The 18,306-nt window shown below is 56.8% G+C and carries 19 protein-coding genes and 1 pseudogene; 8 read left to right on the plus strand and 12 right to left on the minus strand.

The features are described from left to right. Positions 1-15: 15 nt before the first annotated feature. The 3 genes from secM (at position 16) to mutT (ending at position 3,854) form a co-directional block, all read left to right on the plus strand. Positions 16-549, plus strand: coding sequence for a secA translation cis-regulator SecM (gene secM / locus QOT07_RS03510; RefSeq protein WP_099063076.1), 534 nt, complete (start codon positions 16-18; stop codon positions 547-549). A gap of 88 nt (positions 550-637) precedes the next feature. After that, positions 638-3,349 carry a preprotein translocase subunit SecA gene (gene secA / locus QOT07_RS03515; protein ID WP_099063075.1) on the plus strand — a complete coding sequence of 904 codons (2,712 nt, stop codon included), beginning with the start codon at positions 638-640 and terminating at the stop codon, positions 3,347-3,349. Positions 3,350-3,449: 100 nt separating this feature from the next. Further along, positions 3,450-3,854 carry an 8-oxo-dGTP diphosphatase MutT gene (gene mutT / locus QOT07_RS03520; protein ID WP_085120238.1) on the plus strand — a complete coding sequence of 135 codons (405 nt, stop codon included), beginning with the start codon at positions 3,450-3,452 and terminating at the stop codon, positions 3,852-3,854. Between the two features lie 43 nt (positions 3,855-3,897). Here the strand turns inward: mutT and yacG are convergent, their stop codons facing one another. The 3 genes from yacG to coaE are packed head-to-tail and all read right to left on the minus strand — an operon-like array spanning position 3,898 to position 5,512. Then, entirely contained in the window at positions 3,898-4,089 is a 192-nt protein-coding gene (gene yacG, locus QOT07_RS03525) for a DNA gyrase inhibitor YacG (protein ID WP_099063074.1), read from the minus strand. 50 nt (positions 4,090-4,139) lie between these two features. Next, positions 4,140-4,892: a cell division protein ZapD gene (gene zapD / locus QOT07_RS03530; protein WP_085120239.1), complete on the minus strand. Its 753-nt coding sequence runs from the start codon at positions 4,890-4,892 to the stop codon at positions 4,140-4,142. Between the two features lie 5 nt (positions 4,893-4,897). Then, positions 4,898-5,512 (minus strand): dephospho-CoA kinase, encoded by a 615-nt coding sequence (gene coaE, locus QOT07_RS03535; RefSeq protein ID WP_099063073.1) that lies wholly within the window; start codon positions 5,510-5,512, stop codon positions 4,898-4,900. Between the two features lie 320 nt (positions 5,513-5,832). Here coaE and QOT07_RS03540 point away from each other — a divergent pair, with 320 nt between their 5' ends. Beyond that, positions 5,833-6,876 carry a GMP reductase gene (locus QOT07_RS03540; protein ID WP_099063072.1) on the plus strand — a complete coding sequence of 348 codons (1,044 nt, stop codon included), beginning with the start codon at positions 5,833-5,835 and terminating at the stop codon, positions 6,874-6,876. 57 nt (positions 6,877-6,933) lie between these two features. On the opposite strand, the gene hofC is transcribed toward QOT07_RS03540, so the two are convergent. The 4 genes from hofC to nadC form a co-directional block, all read right to left on the minus strand. Further along, entirely contained in the window at positions 6,934-8,133 is a 1,200-nt protein-coding gene (hofC, locus tag QOT07_RS03545) for a protein transport protein HofC (RefSeq protein WP_283602575.1), read from the minus strand. Further along, positions 8,130-9,575, minus strand: coding sequence for a type II secretion system protein GspE (gspE, locus tag QOT07_RS03550; protein ID WP_283602576.1), 1,446 nt, complete (start codon positions 9,573-9,575; stop codon positions 8,130-8,132). The genes hofC and gspE overlap by 4 nt, the downstream gene beginning before the upstream one ends. Beyond that, positions 9,572-10,021 (minus strand): prepilin peptidase-dependent pilin, encoded by a 450-nt coding sequence (gene ppdD, locus QOT07_RS03555; RefSeq protein WP_099063069.1) that lies wholly within the window; start codon positions 10,019-10,021, stop codon positions 9,572-9,574. Before ppdD ends, gspE begins: the two co-directional genes overlap by 4 nt. Positions 10,022-10,220: 199 nt before the next feature. After that, on the minus strand, positions 10,221-11,111 hold the full coding sequence (gene nadC, locus QOT07_RS03560) for a carboxylating nicotinate-nucleotide diphosphorylase (RefSeq protein WP_283602577.1): 891 nt from the start codon (positions 11,109-11,111) through the stop codon (positions 10,221-10,223). Between the two features lie 75 nt (positions 11,112-11,186). Between nadC and QOT07_RS03565 the strand changes: the two are divergent. Next, positions 11,187-11,382, plus strand: a pseudogene (locus QOT07_RS03565) (1,6-anhydro-N-acetylmuramyl-L-alanine amidase AmpD); the annotation flags it as partial. Then, entirely contained in the window at positions 11,382-12,236 is an 855-nt protein-coding gene (gene ampE / locus QOT07_RS03570) for a beta-lactamase regulator AmpE (protein ID WP_085120245.1), read from the plus strand. The pseudogene QOT07_RS03565 and the gene ampE, both read left to right, overlap by 1 nt. A gap of 60 nt (positions 12,237-12,296) precedes the next feature. Here ampE and hemL read toward each other — a convergent pair whose 3' ends face one another. Then, the gene (hemL, locus tag QOT07_RS03575) at positions 12,297-13,586 is read right to left on the minus strand and encodes a glutamate-1-semialdehyde 2,1-aminomutase (RefSeq protein ID WP_099063067.1); all 1,290 of its coding nucleotides are present in this window, start codon (positions 13,584-13,586) and stop codon (positions 12,297-12,299) included. A 179-nt stretch (positions 13,587-13,765) separates the two neighbouring features. On the opposite strand from hemL, the gene clcA reads away from it, so the two are divergent. Both clcA and erpA read left to right on the plus strand, forming a co-directional pair. Then, positions 13,766-15,205, plus strand: coding sequence for a H(+)/Cl(-) exchange transporter ClcA (gene clcA / locus QOT07_RS03580; protein WP_099063066.1), 1,440 nt, complete (start codon positions 13,766-13,768; stop codon positions 15,203-15,205). 89 nt (positions 15,206-15,294) lie between these two features. Next, positions 15,295-15,639, plus strand: coding sequence for an iron-sulfur cluster insertion protein ErpA (gene erpA / locus QOT07_RS03585; RefSeq protein WP_062791309.1), 345 nt, complete (start codon positions 15,295-15,297; stop codon positions 15,637-15,639). 58 nt (positions 15,640-15,697) lie between these two features. On the opposite strand, the gene QOT07_RS03590 is transcribed toward erpA, so the two are convergent. From QOT07_RS03590 to mtnN, 4 genes are all read right to left on the minus strand, one after another. Further along, positions 15,698-15,943: a hypothetical protein gene (locus tag QOT07_RS03590; RefSeq protein ID WP_237520843.1), complete on the minus strand. Its 246-nt coding sequence runs from the start codon at positions 15,941-15,943 to the stop codon at positions 15,698-15,700. Between the two features lie 230 nt (positions 15,944-16,173). Continuing rightward, positions 16,174-16,788 carry a TRIC cation channel family protein gene (locus QOT07_RS03595; RefSeq protein WP_099063065.1) on the minus strand — a complete coding sequence of 205 codons (615 nt, stop codon included), beginning with the start codon at positions 16,786-16,788 and terminating at the stop codon, positions 16,174-16,176. Then, positions 16,788-17,549 (minus strand): vitamin B12 ABC transporter substrate-binding protein BtuF, encoded by a 762-nt coding sequence (gene btuF, locus QOT07_RS03600; RefSeq protein ID WP_390903421.1) that lies wholly within the window; start codon positions 17,547-17,549, stop codon positions 16,788-16,790. Before btuF ends, QOT07_RS03595 begins: the two co-directional genes overlap by 1 nt. Positions 17,550-17,595: 46 nt before the next feature. After that, positions 17,596-18,297, minus strand: a complete 702-nt coding sequence (gene mtnN, locus QOT07_RS03605) for a 5'-methylthioadenosine/S-adenosylhomocysteine nucleosidase (protein ID WP_099063063.1) — start codon at positions 18,295-18,297, stop codon at positions 17,596-17,598. Positions 18,298-18,306 lie beyond the last annotated feature (9 nt).

An 18,306-nucleotide genomic window follows, 5' to 3' on the forward strand; every position in this document is an offset into this window, starting at 1 on the left:
GCGGATAATAAACTCGTGATCGGTATTCTAAATCGTTGGCGACAATTTGGCAGACGTTATTTCTGGCCCCATCTCCTGTTAGGGATGGTCGCGGCCACGCTTGGCGTACCTACAAATCTGTCCGGCGCACCCGATCAAGCCGCTCTGCCGAGCACCTCGTCCAGCCTTAACCGGCAAAATTCCGCCAGCGGTGCCTTTAACAGTCTGGCATTGCTGCAGGAAGCGCATCGTCGCCCGAATTTCAGTGTCGATTATTGGCACCAGCATGCGCTTCGCACCGTCATTCGTCACCTTTCTTTTGCTCTCGCTCCGCAGGCAGTTTACGCGCGGATACAGGAACGCGAAGCGGAAGCGACCGAACCCCCATCACAGGTAGCGCAACTGGCGCTGCTTTCTACTCTCAACGCGCTGTTGACGCATGAGCCGAAGCCGCCGACCATCATTCGTGATACCCACCATGCCGTGCTGCCTGCCATTGCGCAGCATCAGACAGGGTTGTGGCTTGCACAGGTGCAGGGCATCCGTGCTGGACCCACAGTCTTAAGCTGATTTTTTGCCCGTCGGGCGACAAAAAACCTAAAAAATAACAGCAAATTGACGGCCTGTGTTGGCTGTCATGACAGAGATATCAAACATTATGTTAGTGAAATTATTGACCAAAGTTTTTGGTAGTCGTAACGATCGTACACTTCGCCGCATGCGTAAATCGGTTGAGCAGATCGGTCTGATGGAACCGGACATGGAAAAACTGTCCGATGACGAGCTGAAAGCCAAGACCAACGAGTTCCGCGCACGCCTGGAAAAGGGCGAAGTGCTGGAAAACCTGCTGCCGGAAGCCTTCGCCGTAGTGCGTGAGGCGAGCAAGCGCGTATTCGGTATGCGTCACTTCGACGTGCAGTTGCTGGGTGGTATGGTCCTGAACGATCGCTGTATCGCAGAGATGCGTACCGGTGAAGGTAAAACCCTGACCGCAACCCTGCCTGCCTACCTGAACGCCCTGAGCGGCCGTGGTGTGCACGTGGTAACAGTGAACGACTATTTGGCACAGCGTGACGCCGAAAACAACCGCCCACTGTTCGAGTTCCTCGGTCTGAGCATTGGTATTAACCTGCCAGGAATGCCTGCGCCAGCCAAGCGTGAAGCCTATGCCGCTGACATTACCTACGGTACCAACAACGAATACGGTTTCGACTACCTGCGCGACAACATGGCGTTCAGCCCGGAAGAGCGCGTTCAGCGTAAGCTGCACTATGCGTTGGTGGATGAGGTTGACTCCATCCTGATCGATGAAGCACGTACTCCGTTGATCATCTCCGGCCCGGCCGAAGACAGTTCCGAGATGTACATCAGGGTCAACAAGCTGATCCCTAAGCTGATCCGTCAGGAAAAAGAAGATTCCGATTCCTTCCAGGGCGAAGGCCACTTCTCGGTTGACGAGAAAGCGCGCCAGGTGCACCTGACCGAACGCGGTCTGATCCTGATCGAAGAAATGTTGATGGAAGCCGGCATCATGGATGAAGGCGAGTCACTGTACTCACCGACTAACATCATGTTGATGCACCATGTGACCGCCGCACTGCGTGCCCATGTGTTGTTTACCCGTGACGTTGACTACATCGTAAAAGACGGTGAAGTCATTATCGTTGACGAACACACCGGTCGTACCATGCAGGGGCGTCGCTGGTCTGATGGTCTGCATCAGGCAGTAGAAGCCAAAGAAGGCGTGGAGATCCAGAACGAGAACCAAACGCTGGCCTCCATCACCTTCCAGAACTACTTCCGTCTGTACGAGAAGCTGGCCGGGATGACCGGTACCGCTGACACCGAAGCCTTTGAATTCAGCTCTATCTACAAGCTGGATACCATCGTGGTGCCGACTAACCGTCCGATGATCCGTAAAGACATGCCGGATCTGGTCTATATGACCGAGCTGGAAAAGATTGGTGCAATCATTGAAGACATCCGTGAGCGTACCGTCAACGGGCAACCGGTGTTGGTGGGGACTATCTCGATTGAAAAATCCGAAGTGGTTTCTCGCGAGTTGACCAAAGCCGGTATCGAGCACAAGGTACTGAACGCCAAATTCCACGCCATGGAAGCGGACATCGTAGCTCAGGCCGGCCAAAGCCGTGCGGTCACTATCGCCACCAACATGGCGGGCCGTGGTACCGATATCGTGTTGGGTGGCAGCTGGCAGGCCGAAATTGAACAGTTGGAAGATCCGACTGAACAGCAAATTGCTGAAATTAAAGAAGCCTGGAAAATCCGCCATGATGAAGTATTGGCTGCGGGTGGCCTGCACATCATTGGTACCGAGCGCCATGAATCACGCCGTATCGATAACCAGCTGCGCGGTCGTTCAGGTCGTCAGGGTGACGCCGGTTCATCCCGCTTCTACCTGTCGATGGAAGATGCCCTGATGCGTATTTTCGCCTCGGATCGCGTTTCCAGCATGATGCGTAAACTGGGTATGAAAGAGGGTGAGGCCATTGAGCACCCATGGGTCACCAAGGCGATTGCCAACGCACAGCGTAAAGTGGAAAGCCGCAACTTCGACATTCGTAAGCAATTGCTGGAGTACGATGACGTGGCCAACGATCAGCGCCGCGCTATCTACAGCCAGCGTAACGAACTGCTGGACGTGTCTGACGTTAGCGAAACCATTACCAGCATTCGTGAAGACGTGTTCAAGACCACCATCGACGGCTACATTCAGCCGCAGTCGCTGGAAGAAGAGTGGGACATTCAGGGGCTGACAGAGCGCCTGAAAAACGACTTCGATCTGGACATGCCAATCGCCGAATGGCTGGATAAAGAGCCTGAGCTGCACGAAGAAACGCTGCGTGAGCGTATTCTCGAAAAAGCGAAGGAAGAATACCTGCGCAAAGAAGAAGTGGTTGGCACCGAGATGATGCGCAACTTCGAGAAAGGCGTGATGCTGCAGACGCTGGATTCCCTGTGGAAAGAGCATTTGGCGGCGATGGACTACCTGCGCCAGGGCATCCATCTGCGTGGTTATGCGCAGAAGGATCCTAAGCAGGAGTACAAGCGCGAGTCCTTCAACATGTTCGCCACCATGCTGGAATCGTTGAAGCATGAAGTGATCAGCGTACTGAGCAAGGTACAGGTGCGGATGCCGGAAGAGGTTGAAGCGCTGGAGCAGCAGCGTCGTGAAGAAGCTGAGCGTCTGGCCAAACAGCAACAGCTGAGCCACTATGAAGAAAATGCGCTGGTCACCGAAGATCCGAATGCGCCGGCAACGGCGGAACGTAAAGTAGGGCGTAACGATCCATGCCCATGCGGTTCCGGTAAAAAATACAAACAGTGCCACGGTCGTCTGCAGAACTAAGACCGGCAGTGTTTAACCAATAAAACCCAGGGGTTCAGCATGCTGAGCCCCTGTTTTTTGGGGCGTTTCCCGCGCCCGACAAATCTATCAGGAGGATGTGATGAAACATCTGAACATCGCCGTTGGCATCATTCGTAACGCCCAGCAGGAAATCTTTATTACCCGACGCGCCGCCGATTCGCATATGGCCGGTTTTTGGGAGTTTCCAGGCGGTAAGATTGAGCAGGGGGAGACGCCGGAGCAGGCACTCAACCGTGAACTGCAGGAAGAAACCGGCATTGAAACCGAGCGCGCAGAGCTACTGGAAGTGCTTGAACACCGGTTTAGCGATCGTATTGTGACGCTGAATTTTTATCTGGTGGAAGGTTGGGCAGGCGAACCCTTTGGCCGTGAAGGCCAGCCTATGCGCTGGGTGAAGCAGGCTGATTTACGGGAGGAGGAGTTCCCGGAGGCCAATGTCAGTATTATCAAACTGTTGGTGGCACAGGCGAACGCTGCACAGTAAAACGAGCGGCCTGGCAGACACCAGGCCGACAAAAGACGATCGATTAACGATCGTCCCCTTCACTCCATTCTTCGCTTTCCGACAGATCGCTGCTGCTGGGAATGCGCTTTTCTTCGTCGGCCCATTCGCCCAAATCAATTAACTGACAGCGCTTGCTGCAAAACGGGCGGAACGGGCTGACTTCACCCCAAACCACGCCTTTGCCACAGGTTGGGCATTTCACTACGGTCGTCATATCTGTTCCTTACTCCCTTCCAACGCGTGAAAGGTTTTTATGTCATTGGGTTAGCAACAGGCCAACTCAAAGGTTAATCGTTCCGGGACCACGCCAAGCTCACTGTCCAGCGGCAGGAAGCGGATCGCATAGCGCGTTTTATGGCCGGAAATCTGTGGGTAAAGCTGATGGGCCAGATTGATGCGCAAGCGCAACAGATCGGCGCCTTCCGCGTTATCCTGGAAGAAACCGTTCAAACTGATCTGATTGCGAAACGGGCCGGACTGACGGATCAGATCCAGCACCATGATCAGCGCCTGGTTCAGGGGCTCCAGCGTTTGCTGCCATTTGCTGACGTCGTCATCCCGCTCTTGCTGTGGAGCATGCATCCACATGTGCAGCGTCGGTAAATCAAAGCTGCAACATCCACCGGGGATGCTCAGGCGTTGACGCACCAGGCTAATCAGCCGGTCTTCACGCAGCGATTGACCGAGGCGGGGAGCAGACATCAGTGCCGCCGCGCGCTGTTTCAGCTGGTTGCGTAACTGATCCACCAGCGACATATCGACGCCCGGTACATCGGCCCATGCCAGCAGCTTTTGCTGCTGACGTTCCAGCTCTTTCAGTAACTCGGTACGCACTTCACCACGTTCCAGTACGTCGAGCAGATCGGCGACAGTGCGGAAGAAGGTTAGGGCGATAGCGGTTTCGCTCAATGCCCGCTGGCCATGCAACTGCTGCAGTAAAAACTCCATACGCAACCAGGTGCGCATTTTTTCATTCAACGGGTGTTCAAAAAGAACGCTTGGGGAAACATCACTCATTCAGTTTAATCCTGTCGGGTCGCTGATGCCGCCAGCTCAAGGTAACGGCGATGCAGTGCGGCAACCAATGGCTCTATCCCCTGAGCGGTGCCGCTATTATCAATTATGTCATCTGCAGCGGCCAAGCGCTGCTCGCGCGTGACCTGCGCGGACAGTATGTTCTGTGCCTGCTGACGACTGATACCGTCGCGGGCGATGGTTCTGGCCAACTGAGTCTCGCTGTCAACGTCGACCACCAGCACGCGATCGGCGCGTGCCTGCAGGTTGTTTTCCACCAACAGGGGAACCACCCAAAGTGCATAGGGGCTGGTGACTTGCGCCAGTTGGCGTTGGGTTTCCTGATGAATCAGCGGGTGCAGCAGTTGGTTCAGCCAGCGCTTTTCGTCAGGGTTACTGAAGATACGCTGGCGCAGTGCGGCACGGTTAAGTGTGCCGTCTGACTGCAACATTTCATTACCAAATCGTTCGACGATGGCAGCCAGCGCTGGAGCACCAGGTTCGACAACCTGTCGGGCGATGACGTCCGCGTCGACCACCATCACGCCGTGGCGGGCAAAGGCGTCTGCCACGGTTGACTTACCGCTGCCGATACCCCCTGTCAACGCAACAATGTAGGTCATGGTAGGGAATGCACCTGATGTTCATAAAAAAATAATAGACGAATCATAAAGCGATCGCGCAGAAGTGCAAGTCAGCAGGCGGCGCTTGTCTGGCAGCTTGCCCCGTACGGTGATAAAAAACGCAGCCGGAAAGGGAAAATGAGCGGGAGGTCACACTGCGTATTCGCAGGTAAATTTGTCGGATTGTAGCGTAAATAAAGGAGAATTCGCAGTCTTGTCCGGCGATTATTAGCGAGTATGATAACGACACTGGAACTGGCATTAATAACGTTCGATCACAACCCTGCGATCCGTCGCCATAAACCAGGAAATCATAAGTCATGCGTATTGAAGAAGATTTGAAGTTAGGCTTTAAAGATGTGCTGATTCGCCCTAAACGCTCCACGCTGAAAAGCCGTTCAGAAGTTGAACTGGAGCGTCAGTTTACCTTCAAACATTCTGGCTTGAACTGGTCCGGCGTGCCGATTATCGCCGCCAACATGGACTCGGTCGGCACCTTCAGCATGGCAGAGGCCCTGGCTTCCTTCGACGTACTCACCGCCGTCCACAAACACTACAGCGTTGAACAATGGGCCGCATTTGTGCAGCGCGTACCGGCATCGGTGCTGCGCCACGTGATGGTCTCAACCGGCACCTCCGAAGCTGATTTTGTGAAGATGCAGCAAATTCTGGCCTTGTCGCCGGGGCTGAAGTTTATCTGTATCGACGTCGCTAACGGTTACTCCGAGCATTTTGTCGCCTTCTTGCAGAAAGCGCGCGAGGCCTGCCCAAACCATGTGATTTGTGCAGGCAACGTGGTCACCGGCGAAATGGTGGAAGAGCTTATCCTGTCCGGTGCCGATATCGTCAAGGTGGGTATTGGTCCTGGTTCAGTTTGCACCACCCGTGTGAAAACTGGTGTGGGTTACCCGCAGCTGTCTGCGGTGATCGAGTGTGCCGATGCGGCACACGGCCTGGGCGGCCAGATCGTCAGCGACGGTGGCTGCTCTGTACCGGGCGACGTAGCGAAAGCCTTTGGTGGCGGCGCGGACTTCGTCATGCTGGGCGGCATGCTGGCGGGTCATGACGAGTGCGAAGGCACCGTAGTGGAAGAGAACGGTGAGAAATTCATGCTGTTTTACGGCATGAGCTCCGAGTCAGCGATGAAACGCCACGTCGGCGGTGTTGCTCAGTACCGTGCGGCCGAAGGTAAAACCGTCAAGCTGCCATTGCGTGGTGAGGTTGAGTTTACCGTCCGTGACATTCTCGGCGGCCTGCGCTCCGCTTGCACTTATGTCGGTGCAGAGCGTCTGAAAGAGCTGACTAAACGCACCACCTTCATCCGCGTAGCGGAGCAGGAAAACCGCGTGTTCGGCAGTAACTGATTTAGCCTGACCAAACCTTGGGTGCCGTTCGGTGCTGCACTCAAGGTTCTCCAGGCGTTATCCCAATACGTTCCCCAATTGAAATATCGGCAGGTACATGGCGATCACCAGCGTGCCGACGATCCCACCCACCACCAGCATCAATATCGGTTCCAGCGTTTGCGCCAGCGTATCGGCTAACTCAAAAGTTTGCTGCTCATGCCACAGCGCCAGTTTGCCTAACAGCGTATCTAACGAACCGGACTCTTCGCCCACCCGCACCAACTGCTGACACAAGGTGGGGAAAAGCGCCTGCTGCCCCAATGCGCTGTGGAAAGTCTGTCCTTGTGCAATCTGTTGCCGCACCCTCTCAATCGCCTGACGGTAAAATAAATTATCCACCGACAGCGCTGCGGCGTTCAGCCCTTCAATCAGCGTGAGCCCGGCCTGCTGAGTCATGGCCAAAATACGAAATATTTGGCTCAGGCAACCGCCTTTGATCAATTGTGCAACCAGCGGCAGGCGCAGCAATACGGCCTGTTCGCGTCTGCGCCAGTGTGGTTGCGGGTGCAGTTGGCGAAAATAGGCAAATAGCGTGCAGCCCAGTATCGCCGCCAGCCAGGGGCCGCCGTGGATCAACAGGGTGGAAAGGTTCAACAGTCCCTGGGTAAACCACGGCAGTGGGGCATCGAAAGACTGGTAGACGCCGGCAAATTCCGGCAGCACCATGACCAGCATCAGAATACTCACCAACAGCGCCACTGCGCAGATAAACAAGGGATAACGCAGCGCTTTAACCACTTTCTTCTGCAATTTTTGCTGTGCTTCCTGTTGCTGGGCCAGTTGCAGGCAGCACTCATCCAGGTGGCCGGTCAGTTCTCCGATGGCGATCAACTGGCGGTAGATCAGCGGGAAGATGGCGTGTTGCCCGGCGATAACCTCGGAAAACGGCTGGCCTTGCCGTACCTGTTCGCCCAGCTCGCGCAGCAGGCAACGCCAGGCTGCGGACGGGTGTTCTGTCGCCAGCAGCTGCAACCCGCTGACCAGCGGCAACCCAGCCTGCAGCAGGGTGGCCAGTTGGCGGGTGAACTGGATCAAGGGCTCTCCGCGCCACTGGCTGGGAGCAATGCGTTTCCCGCTGTTAATTTGGCAGGGTTGCAGTCCTTGTTCGATCAGCCACTGACTAACCCGGTTTTTTTCGCTGCTCATCAGTTCGCCCTGACGCAGTTGGCCCTGCGGGTCAATCGCCTGCCAGAGGAAAAGGCGCAGCGCTTTCATACGGCCTCCTCACCGGCAATGTTGCCGACAATGCGGTACACCTCCTCCAGCGAGGTGACGCCTTGCGAAACCAGCGTTAACCCAGCCTGCAGCAGCGTGGTCTGCCCTTGCTGTCGGGCGATCTCGGCCAGTTGACCAGGAGCCGCTCCCTGCAACAGACCGGCCTGCACCTCCGGAGTGATGGTTAGTAATTCATACACGCCGGTGCGGCCGTAATAGCCGCTAAAACAGTGCTCGCAGCCGTCAGCTTGCCAGGGCAGCAGGGGCGTGGCCCAAATCGCCGCGGGGAAGCGTACCGGTTGGCTGTGCTGATAGCGACAGTGGCTGCAAAGTTTACGCACCAGCCGTTGGGCGATCACCAGCTTCAGGCAAGCGGCAATCAGATAGCCGGGAATGCCCATATGGGTCAGGCGTGTCAGGGTTTCGCTGGTGGAGTTGGTGTGCAAGGTGGATAACACCAGATGACCGGTTTGCGCGGCTTTCACCGCGATCTCTGCGGTTTCCCGATCGCGGATCTCACCGATCATGATCACGTCTGGATCCTGTCGCAGTAAGGCGCGTAAAACGCGGGAAAAATCCAGATCGGTTTTGGCATTAATTTGCGTCTGGTTAACGCCGAACAGGGGGATCTCGATCGGATCTTCGACGCTGCATAAATTACTTTGCGCGTCATTCAACTGGCGCAACCCACTGTACAGCGTGACGGTTTTACCGCTACCGGTCGGGCCGGTGACCAGCATCATACCCTGCGGGCAGGACAACGCGGCGGCGAACTGCGCCAGCGCTGTCGGATCCATTCCCAACCGATCCAGCGGCAGATCCTGGCGCTCGGTTTGCAGGATCCGTAGCACCACTTTTTCGCCGTGCAACGTGGGCAGGGTGGCGATGCGCATTGAGTAACTGGCGTTATCCAATTGCACACTGAGCTGGCCATCTTGCGGCAGGCGACGCTCGGCGATATCCAACTGCCCCATGATCTTCAGCCGGGCAGTGAGGCGGGCGGCGAGCGCAAAAGGCGGTGAGGTTATCGTCTGCAGTACCCCATCAATACGCAGCCGGATACGCAGAGCCTGTTGGTAGGGCTCGAAATGAATATCCGAGGCCCGCCGTTGAATGGCGATGCGCAGCGCCTGATTGATAAACTGGACTACGGGTGCGTCACTGTCATCGTTTAAGGAGGGCATGTCAGGCCCAACTTCTGGAACGTCTTGCGCAGGGCGATCGTCCTGTATTTGACGGTGGTTCAGTTCCAGCTCCAGCCGGGCTGCCGGCCACTGTTCCAAATGAATGCGCTTGCCGGTGGCGAAACGCAGTGCCGACAGCAACGCTTGTGGCGCCTCCTCCGTCAGGGCTACGCTCAGGCTGTGCTGGTCCTCGCTGAGAGCCAGCGCTTGATAGCGCTGGCACAGCGCATGGATTTCGTCGCTGATTGTCGTACTCATGGCGTTGGTGCCGTTGCGGTAGTGTCAAAACGGAAAACTTCCTGACAGGTTTCCTGCAGATTGGCGTTGGCGCTGGTGCATTGGCGTGTCCAACGCGTCAGCCCGCTGGTGTTTTGGGTAGGGGTCAGTGCGACCGTTAGCCCCTGCAGCGTTTGAGTACCGGTCAGCGAGATCACTCCCTGGTTGACCTGGACGGCACTGACATAACGTGAGGCGTCACCGGTCGGGATACCTTGGCTGCCGGCGTTACAACCGGTTGGTGCACCGCTGTCGAGCACGCACAGCTCAACGGCCAGCTTATACGGCGTCATGGTTTGCAGCATGTCGGTCATCGCTGCTTTTTGGATATAGCGCTGGTAGGCGGGAATGCCTATGGCGCTGAGGATCGCGATAATGGCGATCACCACCATCAGTTCGATCAGGGTAAAACCGCGCTGTGTTTCCATCTGTTATTGCCTCCATGTGAATGTGGAAGCAAAGGTAAGCGCACAGGGCGTGAGCTTCGAGCGGGTTATGGCGGTTTTGGGGCGCAGTTCCACAGCAATTTATTAGCATTGCAGAGGAAGGAGAAAAGATGGGGCGAGCTTCGCAATTCTGACGAGAAAATACCTCCCCGGCTGGCCAGGGAGGTCTGGATGGCGGAGATTATTTAAAGCGCATTGACAGATCGAGCGCGGTTACGTGCTTGGTCAGGGCGCCCACCGAGATGTAGTCCACGCCGGTTTCGGCGAAGGTACGCAGGGTTTCGCTGGTCACGTTACCTGACACTTCCAGTTGAGCACGGCCCTGAGTTTGCGCCACCGCGGTACGCATCATCTCGACGCTGAAGTTATCCAGCATGACGATGTCGGCACCGGCGTCCAGCGCCTGCTGCAGTTCATCCAGCGACTCGACTTCTACCTCGACCGGTACGTCGGCATGCAGCCAGAAAGCCTTCTCGACCGCCTTTTTAATCGAACCGGAGGCAATGATGTGGTTTTCCTTGATCAGGAAGGCATCGGAAAGCCCCAGGCGATGGTTACTGCCGCCGCCGCACAGTACGGCATATTTCAGCGCGGTACGCAGCCCCGGCAGGGTTTTGCGGGTATCCAGCAGGCGAGTTTGCGTGCCCTGTAACAGTGCCACATAGCGGCTGACTTCGGTCGCGACGCCGGAAAGCGTCTGTACAAAATTCAGCGCCGTGCGCTCACCGGTCAACAACACCCGCGCCGGACCGGTCAGTTTGCAGAGCGGTTGGTCGGGGACCAGGCTATCGCCGTCTGCCACCAGCCATTCGACCTTCACCTGGTTACCCAGTTGAATGAAGACTTCGTTCAGCCAGCGCTGGCCGCAAAATATGCCGGGCTCGCGGGTAATAATAGTGGCTTCGGCCTGGGTGTCGGCCGGTAATAATTGCGCGGTAATATCGCGTTCGGCATCGACTTCGCCCCCTAGGTCTTCACGCAGCGCCTGGGCAACGGCATAGGGGATATCGCTTTCAATTCGTTCAAGAAGCTCGGTGCGGCGACTGTCGGCACTGTAGCGGCGTGTCGGCATAGAAAACTCCGAAATGGACGGTAATATCGTAGGGGGAACATGCTACTCTGTTGCCGTGACAAGTACCACCGCAGCGCAGTGGTTGCACTGCTAATCAGGCATTAATCCGATGTCAGCGGCGCGGATTACCGGGCACAGTAATATCGCCACAGGCCGTAAAACCGATCCAGGCCCGATATTTGATCGGGATTTAAATCTGGCATCTCTGGAACAACCCGGCAAGCCCGATAACGCTATGCTTGGAACAATGGAAAGGGAGAGGAGTCGCTAATGACGCTGTTTACGCTGTTACTGGTTCTGGCGTGGGAACGTTTGTTCAAGCTGGGTGAGCATTGGCAGTTGGACCATCGCCTGGAGGTGGTGTTTCATCGGTTGCACCGCTTTTCGCTGGCGCAGACGTTGCTGATGACCCTGGCCTGGATGGTGGTGGTCGGCGGGATCCTGTGGCTGGCTCAAGGGCTGTTTTTCGGCGTAGTGACGCTGTTGCTGTGGATCGTTATTGATTTGCTGTGTGTGGGTGCAGGCATCAAGCGCAAACACTATCGCGCCTACCTGAAAGCGGCGCGCCAGGGGGATGTTCATGCCAGCGACCAAATGGCGGAGGAGCTGGCATTGATCCACGGTTTGCCGGTGGATTGCAGCGAAGAGCTGCGCCTGCGCGAACTGCAAAATGCGCTGCTGTGGATTAACTTCCGTTATTATCTGGCACCGCTGTTCTGGTTCGTGGTCTGTGGGCCTTACGGGCCGATCGCGCTGGCGGGCTACTCTTTCCTGCGTGCTTACCAGACCTGGCTGGCGCGCCACAATACCCCGCTGGAGCGTTCGCAGTCGGGTATCGATCATCTGTTGAACTGGCTGGACTGGATCCCGGTGCGGCTGGCAGGCGTGGCTTACGCTCTGTTTGGGCATGGTGAGAGAGCGCTGCCGGCGTGGTTTGCTTCGCTGGGCGATCTCCATTCTTCTCAGTATCAGGTGCTGACACGGCTGGCGCAGTTCTCATTGGCACGCGATCCGCATATGGATCCGGTGCAGACGCCGCGGGCTGCGGTAACCCTGGCACGTAAGGTGACCATGATTATCGTGGTGGTGGTGGCACTGCTGACGATTTACGGCACTTTGCTCTGACGGCAAAATTTGAAAATAAAAACGGGCGCTCAGCGCCCGTTTTTATTGGATGGTCGAAACTTACAGCTTGGCGAAGCAGCGGCGTGCGGCATCGACAGTGCGCTGAATGTCTTCCTTGCTGTGGGCAATGGACATAAAGCCGGCCTCGAAGGCCGAAGGCGCCAGATAAACCCCTTCCTCCAACATCAGATGGAAGAAGCGCTTAAAGCGTTCGACATCGCACTGCATCACGTCCTGGTAGCTGGTGACAGCAGGCGCATCGGTAAAGAACAGGCCGAACATGCCGCCAACGTGGTTCACCACCAGCGCGACATTTTCTTCTTTCGCCGCGTGTAGCAGGCCGGTTGCCAGCATATCGGTCAGTTCGGTCAGCGTCTGGTGGACACCGACCTGCGAAACCTCGGTCAGACAGGCAAAGCCGGCCGCCATGGCAATCGGGTTACCGGACAGCGTGCCCGCCTGATAGACCGGGCCAGTGGGGGCCAACGCCGCCATCACTTCACGACGGCCGCCGAACGCGCCAACAGGCATACCACCACCGATGATTTTACCCAGACAGGTGAGGTCAGGTTCCACATCGTAATAGGCCTGTGCCCCGGCCAGTGCCACACGGAAGCCGGTCATGACTTCGTCAATAATCAGCAGCGCGCCATACTTGTCGCACAGTGCGCGCAGGCCAGGCAGGAATTCTGGCAGAGGTGGCACGCAGTTCATGTTGCCCGCGACCGGTTCGACGATGATGCAGGCGATCTCGGAAGGGTACTGTTCAAATGCGGTGCGTACCGAATCGAGATCGTTAAAGGTGCAGGTCAGAGTATGTTTGGCGAAGTCGGCCGGCACGCCCGGTGAGTTTGGCTGGCCCAGGGTCAGCGCGCCGGAGCCGGCTTTTACCAGCAGACAGTCGGCATGACCATGGTAGCAGCCTTCAAACTTGATGATTTTATCGCGGTTGGTATAGCCACGCGCCAGACGAATGGCGCTCATGGTGGCTTCGGTACCCGAGTTTACCATCCGCACCATGTCCATGGTCGGCACCAGTTCGGTGACCAGCTCCGCCATTTTGACTTCCATTTCGGTGGGGGCGCCAAAGCTCAGACCGCGCTGCGCCGCTTCGATGACCGCGTTGCGGATCGCCGGGTGGTTGTGTCCCAGTACCATTGGGCCCCAGGAACCGACGTAGTCGATATAGGCTTTGCCGTCGACGTCGAACAGGTAAGCCCCGTCCGCCCGTTCGATAAACAGCGGCACACCGCCAACGCCGTTGAATGCACGCACCGGAGAGTTAACCCCGCCTGGGATTACCTGTTTTGCCTGGGCATACAGACTTTCGGACTTGCTGTGTAAGCTCATAAATCGGCTCCTGGATTCTGTTTTGAATGATTTGACCGCGCTATTCTAGTGAAGTGTTCGCCGATATGAAACGATCACAGTCAGATACCTATTTTGAGGGGCGGTCAGCCAGCAGGTAAGCTAGAATAATCGGCTGGCCTATTTGTATTACATTTAATTCCATTAATGAATAACCCATTATGACTGAATTACAGCAACAGCCGCCGCTAGCGCGTGCCCCACGCCTGAAACGCAGTGACGCGGTGCGTCAGCTTATGCGCCGTGATAAAACCCCGATAGCGATCCTGTTAATGGCGGCAGTGGTGGGAGCCCTGGCGGGCTTGCTCGGCGTGGCGTTCGATAAAGCGGTGGATTGGGTGCAGCAGCAGCGTTTGTCCGGGCTGGCCCAGGTCGCCGATTATTGGATCCTGGTTTGGCCGCTGGCCTTTATTATTTCCGCCCTGCTGGCGGTGCTGGGGTACTATCTGGTACATCGCTTTGCCCCGGAGGCGGGCGGTTCGGGTATCCCGGAGATCGAGGGGGCGTTGGAAGAGCTGCGTCCGGTGCGCTGGTGGCGCGTGATCCCGGTGAAGTTTATCGGCGGCATGGGCACGCTGGGGGCGGGCATGGTACTGGGTCGTGAAGGGCCGACGGTACAAATGGGCGGCAATGTTGGGCGCATGGTGCTGGATATCTTCCGCATGCGTGGCGCCGAAGCGCGTCATTCGCTATTGGCCACGGGGGCGGCGGCTGGGCTTTCTGCTGCCTTCAACGCGCCGCTGGCGGGTATTCTGTTTATCATTGAAGAGATGCGTCCGCAGTTCCGCTATAACCTGATCTCGATTAAAGCGGTGTTTATCGGCGTTATCATGTCGAGCGTGGTATTCCAGCTGTTCAACGGTGAAGGTTCGGTGATTGCAGTGGGTAAGCTCTCCTCGGCACCGATTAACACCCTTTGGCTGTATCTGGTGCTCGGGGCGATCTTTGGTGCGGTGGGCGTCATGTTCAATGCGCTGATTTTCCGCACTCAGGACATGTTCGCTCGTCTGCACGGCGGCAAAATGCGTAAGGTTTTGCTGATGGGCGGCTTGCTTGGCGGCATCTGCGGCATTCTGGGGCTGATCCAGCCAGAAGCGGCAGGCGGGGGCTTTGGACTGATCCCGATCGCAGCGGCAGGTAATTACAGCGTCGGCATGCTGATGTTTATTTTTATCACCCGGGTGATCACCACGCTGTTATGCTTCGGCTCCGGTGCGCCGGGTGGGATTTTTGCCCCTATGCTGGCATTGGGCACGTTGTTTGGTACTGCCTTTGGCCTGGCCGGTGCCCACCTGTTCCCGGCGTACGGCATTGAGGCCGGTACCTTTGCCATTGCCGGGATGGGCGCCCTGTTTGCCGCCACGGTACGTGCGCCCCTGACCGGGATCGTGCTGGTGCTGGAAATGACCGATAACTACCAGCTCATACTGCCAATGATCATTACCTGCCTTGGTGCTACGCTGGTAGCGCAGTTCCTCGGGGGTAAGCCGTTGTATTCCTCAATATTGGCCCGAACCTTACAGCGTCAGGAAGCGTTGCAGACGCGCGAAGCGGCAGATAAAACAGGTAAAGAAAATACAACAAATGCGGTGAATACTTGAACGGAACACTCAGGTATTGGATAATCATTAACATTAATCCGGCCGCCATTGTAGCGACCTGATGCAGAACAATGTTGGGAGTAAAGAGTATGAGTGATGAAACAGCACTGCCCCTGCAATTTACCGAGGCAGCAGCAAGCAAGGTTAAAGTCCTGATTTCTGATGAAGAAAATCCGAATCTGAAGTTGCGGGTTTACATTACCGGTGGCGGTTGCAGCGGATTCCAGTACGGCTTCACTTTTGACGACAAGGTCAACGATGGCGACATGACCATCGAGAAGCAGGGCGTTGCGCTGGTGGTTGACCCAATGAGCCTGCAATATCTGGTGGGCGGTTCGGTCGATTATACCGAAGGGCTGGAAGGCTCACGCTTCGTGGTGACCAACCCGAACGCCAAAACAACCTGCGGCTGCGGATCCTCGTTCAGCGTCTGATCCTGCCTGCAACAGTATAAAACCCGCCAACCTCACCGGTTTGCGGGTTTTTTTATTGCTACCACTCTACGGTCACCAGTTCCTGGTGGGACCCGTTTTCACTCCCGGCCTGCAACGGGCTGTGGGTGACTTTAGGCTGGGTATCGGCCGTACCACCGCATTTCACCTGGGGCACGGAATCGTCGATATGCACGCTGCACTTTGGGACGATGGTCAGGCTGACGCCGATTTGTCCGCTGGTGGCACCGGCGTAAACGAGCGGGCTGCACAGCAGTACACTGAATAAAGAGAGAATATTTTTCATAATTTGGGGAATAGCCATCCGTAAGCAATCACATAATGGCTTATCGGCAAAAAGTTAATAAGATTTAACAGGGTGGGAAAATAATTAACCTGGCGTTAAAAAGTTTATTACATTGTTTTCCCTGCATTTTTCAGGCGTTGATAATAACACTTTGCTTATTTTTTAGTCGAAAATTCTGTTTTTAAATGTGACTGCCTGATAAGGCTCCGCCCGTAGATCGGGCGGAGGGATTAGCGCTCGAGGATAAAGGCGGGAAGTTTCAGGTGCCAGCGAATGGCCGCCAGGCGGATCGCCAGCGTGATGCCCATGCCGAGCATCATCGCCTGCTGCAGCGGCATACCGAAGGTGGCATAGGCCGTAGCATGCACAATGCCGCCGATGATACAGGCGGTGGCGTAAATTTCAGTTCGCAGGATCATCGGAATTTCCCGCGCCAGCACATCACGGATAATGCCACCGCCGACCCCGGTGATCACGCCCATGCAAATCGCCACCAGCGGACTGGCGTCGGCGGCAAAGGCTTTATTGACCCCGATACCGACGAACACGGCCAGGCCGACGGCATCGAGCACCGGCAGGATCCACTTGGGCAGACGGCGCGGCTGGCGTACCAGCAGCAGCGTCAGCACGCAGGTGATCATGGCGACTATCAGATCGGTCGGATCTTTCACCCAGAATACCGGCCCGTTGGCCAATGCCATGTCGCGGATGGTGCCGCCACCGACCGCCGTGACCACGCCCAGTACCAGTACGCCAAATGGATCCATCCGCAGCTTGCCCGCCAGCAATACGCCGGAGATGGCGAAAACCGCAGTGCCGAGAATATCCAGCCAAAACACCAGCATTAACGGATCTCCGCCAGTTGGCTGCACAGTTGCTGCGCCGCCAGCATGATGCGAGGGCCGGCGCGGTTGAACCAGTCGCCATTCACCGCAAGCACCGGCACCTGTAATTGCGGTGCCCAGAAGGCTTTCACGCTGGCGATTTCTTTTTGGTCGCCGGTAATGACGATGGCCTGCGGTTGGCGGGCCAGTACCTGTTCGCGGCTGATTTGCGGCCACGGCATACGGCTGTCGGCAAAGATATTCTCTGCGCCACACAACGACAGCACCTGGCTTTGCAAGGTGGCGCCGGAGCTGGTGAACAGCGGCTGGGTACCGAATTGCAGCAGCACCCGTCGTGGCTGACTGTGTGGATATTTTGCTTTCAGCGCAGCAATTTGCTGACGGATCGCGTCTGCCGCCTGATGCGCTTGCTCAGGATGCGGGCTGTATTGGGCCAGGTCATCCAGCCGCTGGGCGATGTCATCAATGGTGGTGGCATCGGCATAAAAGATCGGGATACCAAAAGCGGCGAGCTGATCCAGCACTCGCTGCGGGTTGCCGCCGCGCCAGGCCAGGATCAGGTCCGGCTTCAACGCCAGCACTCGCTCCAGATTGATCCCTTGCCAGGAGGCGACTTGTTCCAGCTTCCTGGCCTCTGGTGGGTAGTCGGAATAAGCACTGACTGCCAGCAGGGTTTCGCCCATGCCGGCAGCATAGGCAAGTTCAGTGGTGTTGGGAGCCAGGCTGATCACCCGTTGGGCGGCGCCGGCAGGCAGCGCCATCCATAAGGCCAGCAGCCACAGCAGGGCTGAAAAGCGTCGTGTCACATCAACCGCGCTTAGCCAGGGTTTGCAGCATGGCGTTGACCATCAGCGTAGATTGCTTGGCAGCCACGGTAAGGAACTCGTCAAAACTCATGTGCGATTCACTGTCGGCCACGTCAGAGATAGCGCGCACGACGACAAACGGCGTAGCGAACAGGTGGCAAACGTGCCCGACCGCCGCCGCTTCCATTTCTACCGCGGCCACGGTCGGGAAGGTGGCACGGATGCGGGCCAGCGGCTCGGCGCCGTTAATGAAAGCATCGCCGCTGCAGATCAGGCCGCGTACGGCGTTCAGGTTCAGCTGTTTGATGCAGTCTTCCGCCAGCGCAATCAGCGCGTCGTCCGCCACAAACGCCGCCGGGCAGCCGGCCATCTGACCTGGCTCGTACCCAAAGGCGGTCACGTCGGCATCGTGGTAGCGCACTTCTTCGGACACCACGATATCGCCGACCTTCAGCGTGCTGGCCAGGCCACCGGCGGAACCGGTATTGATCACCAGATCCGGCTTGCAGTGTTCCAGCAGCAGGGTGGTGCCCATGGCCGCAGAAACCTTGCCGATGCCAGACTTCAACAGCGCCACGTCAACGCCGCCGATCTGGCCGGTATAGATTTCACAGCCCGCGCGTTGAAGGGTCTGACGGTTTTCGATTTGATCGCGCAGCAGGGTGACTTCCTGCTCCATTGCGCCGATGATGCCTACTTTCATAAATAACAC

Source organism: Serratia proteamaculans (genome assembly GCF_949794035.1).
GTDB classification, from domain to species: domain Bacteria; phylum Pseudomonadota; class Gammaproteobacteria; order Enterobacterales; family Enterobacteriaceae; genus Serratia; species Serratia proteamaculans.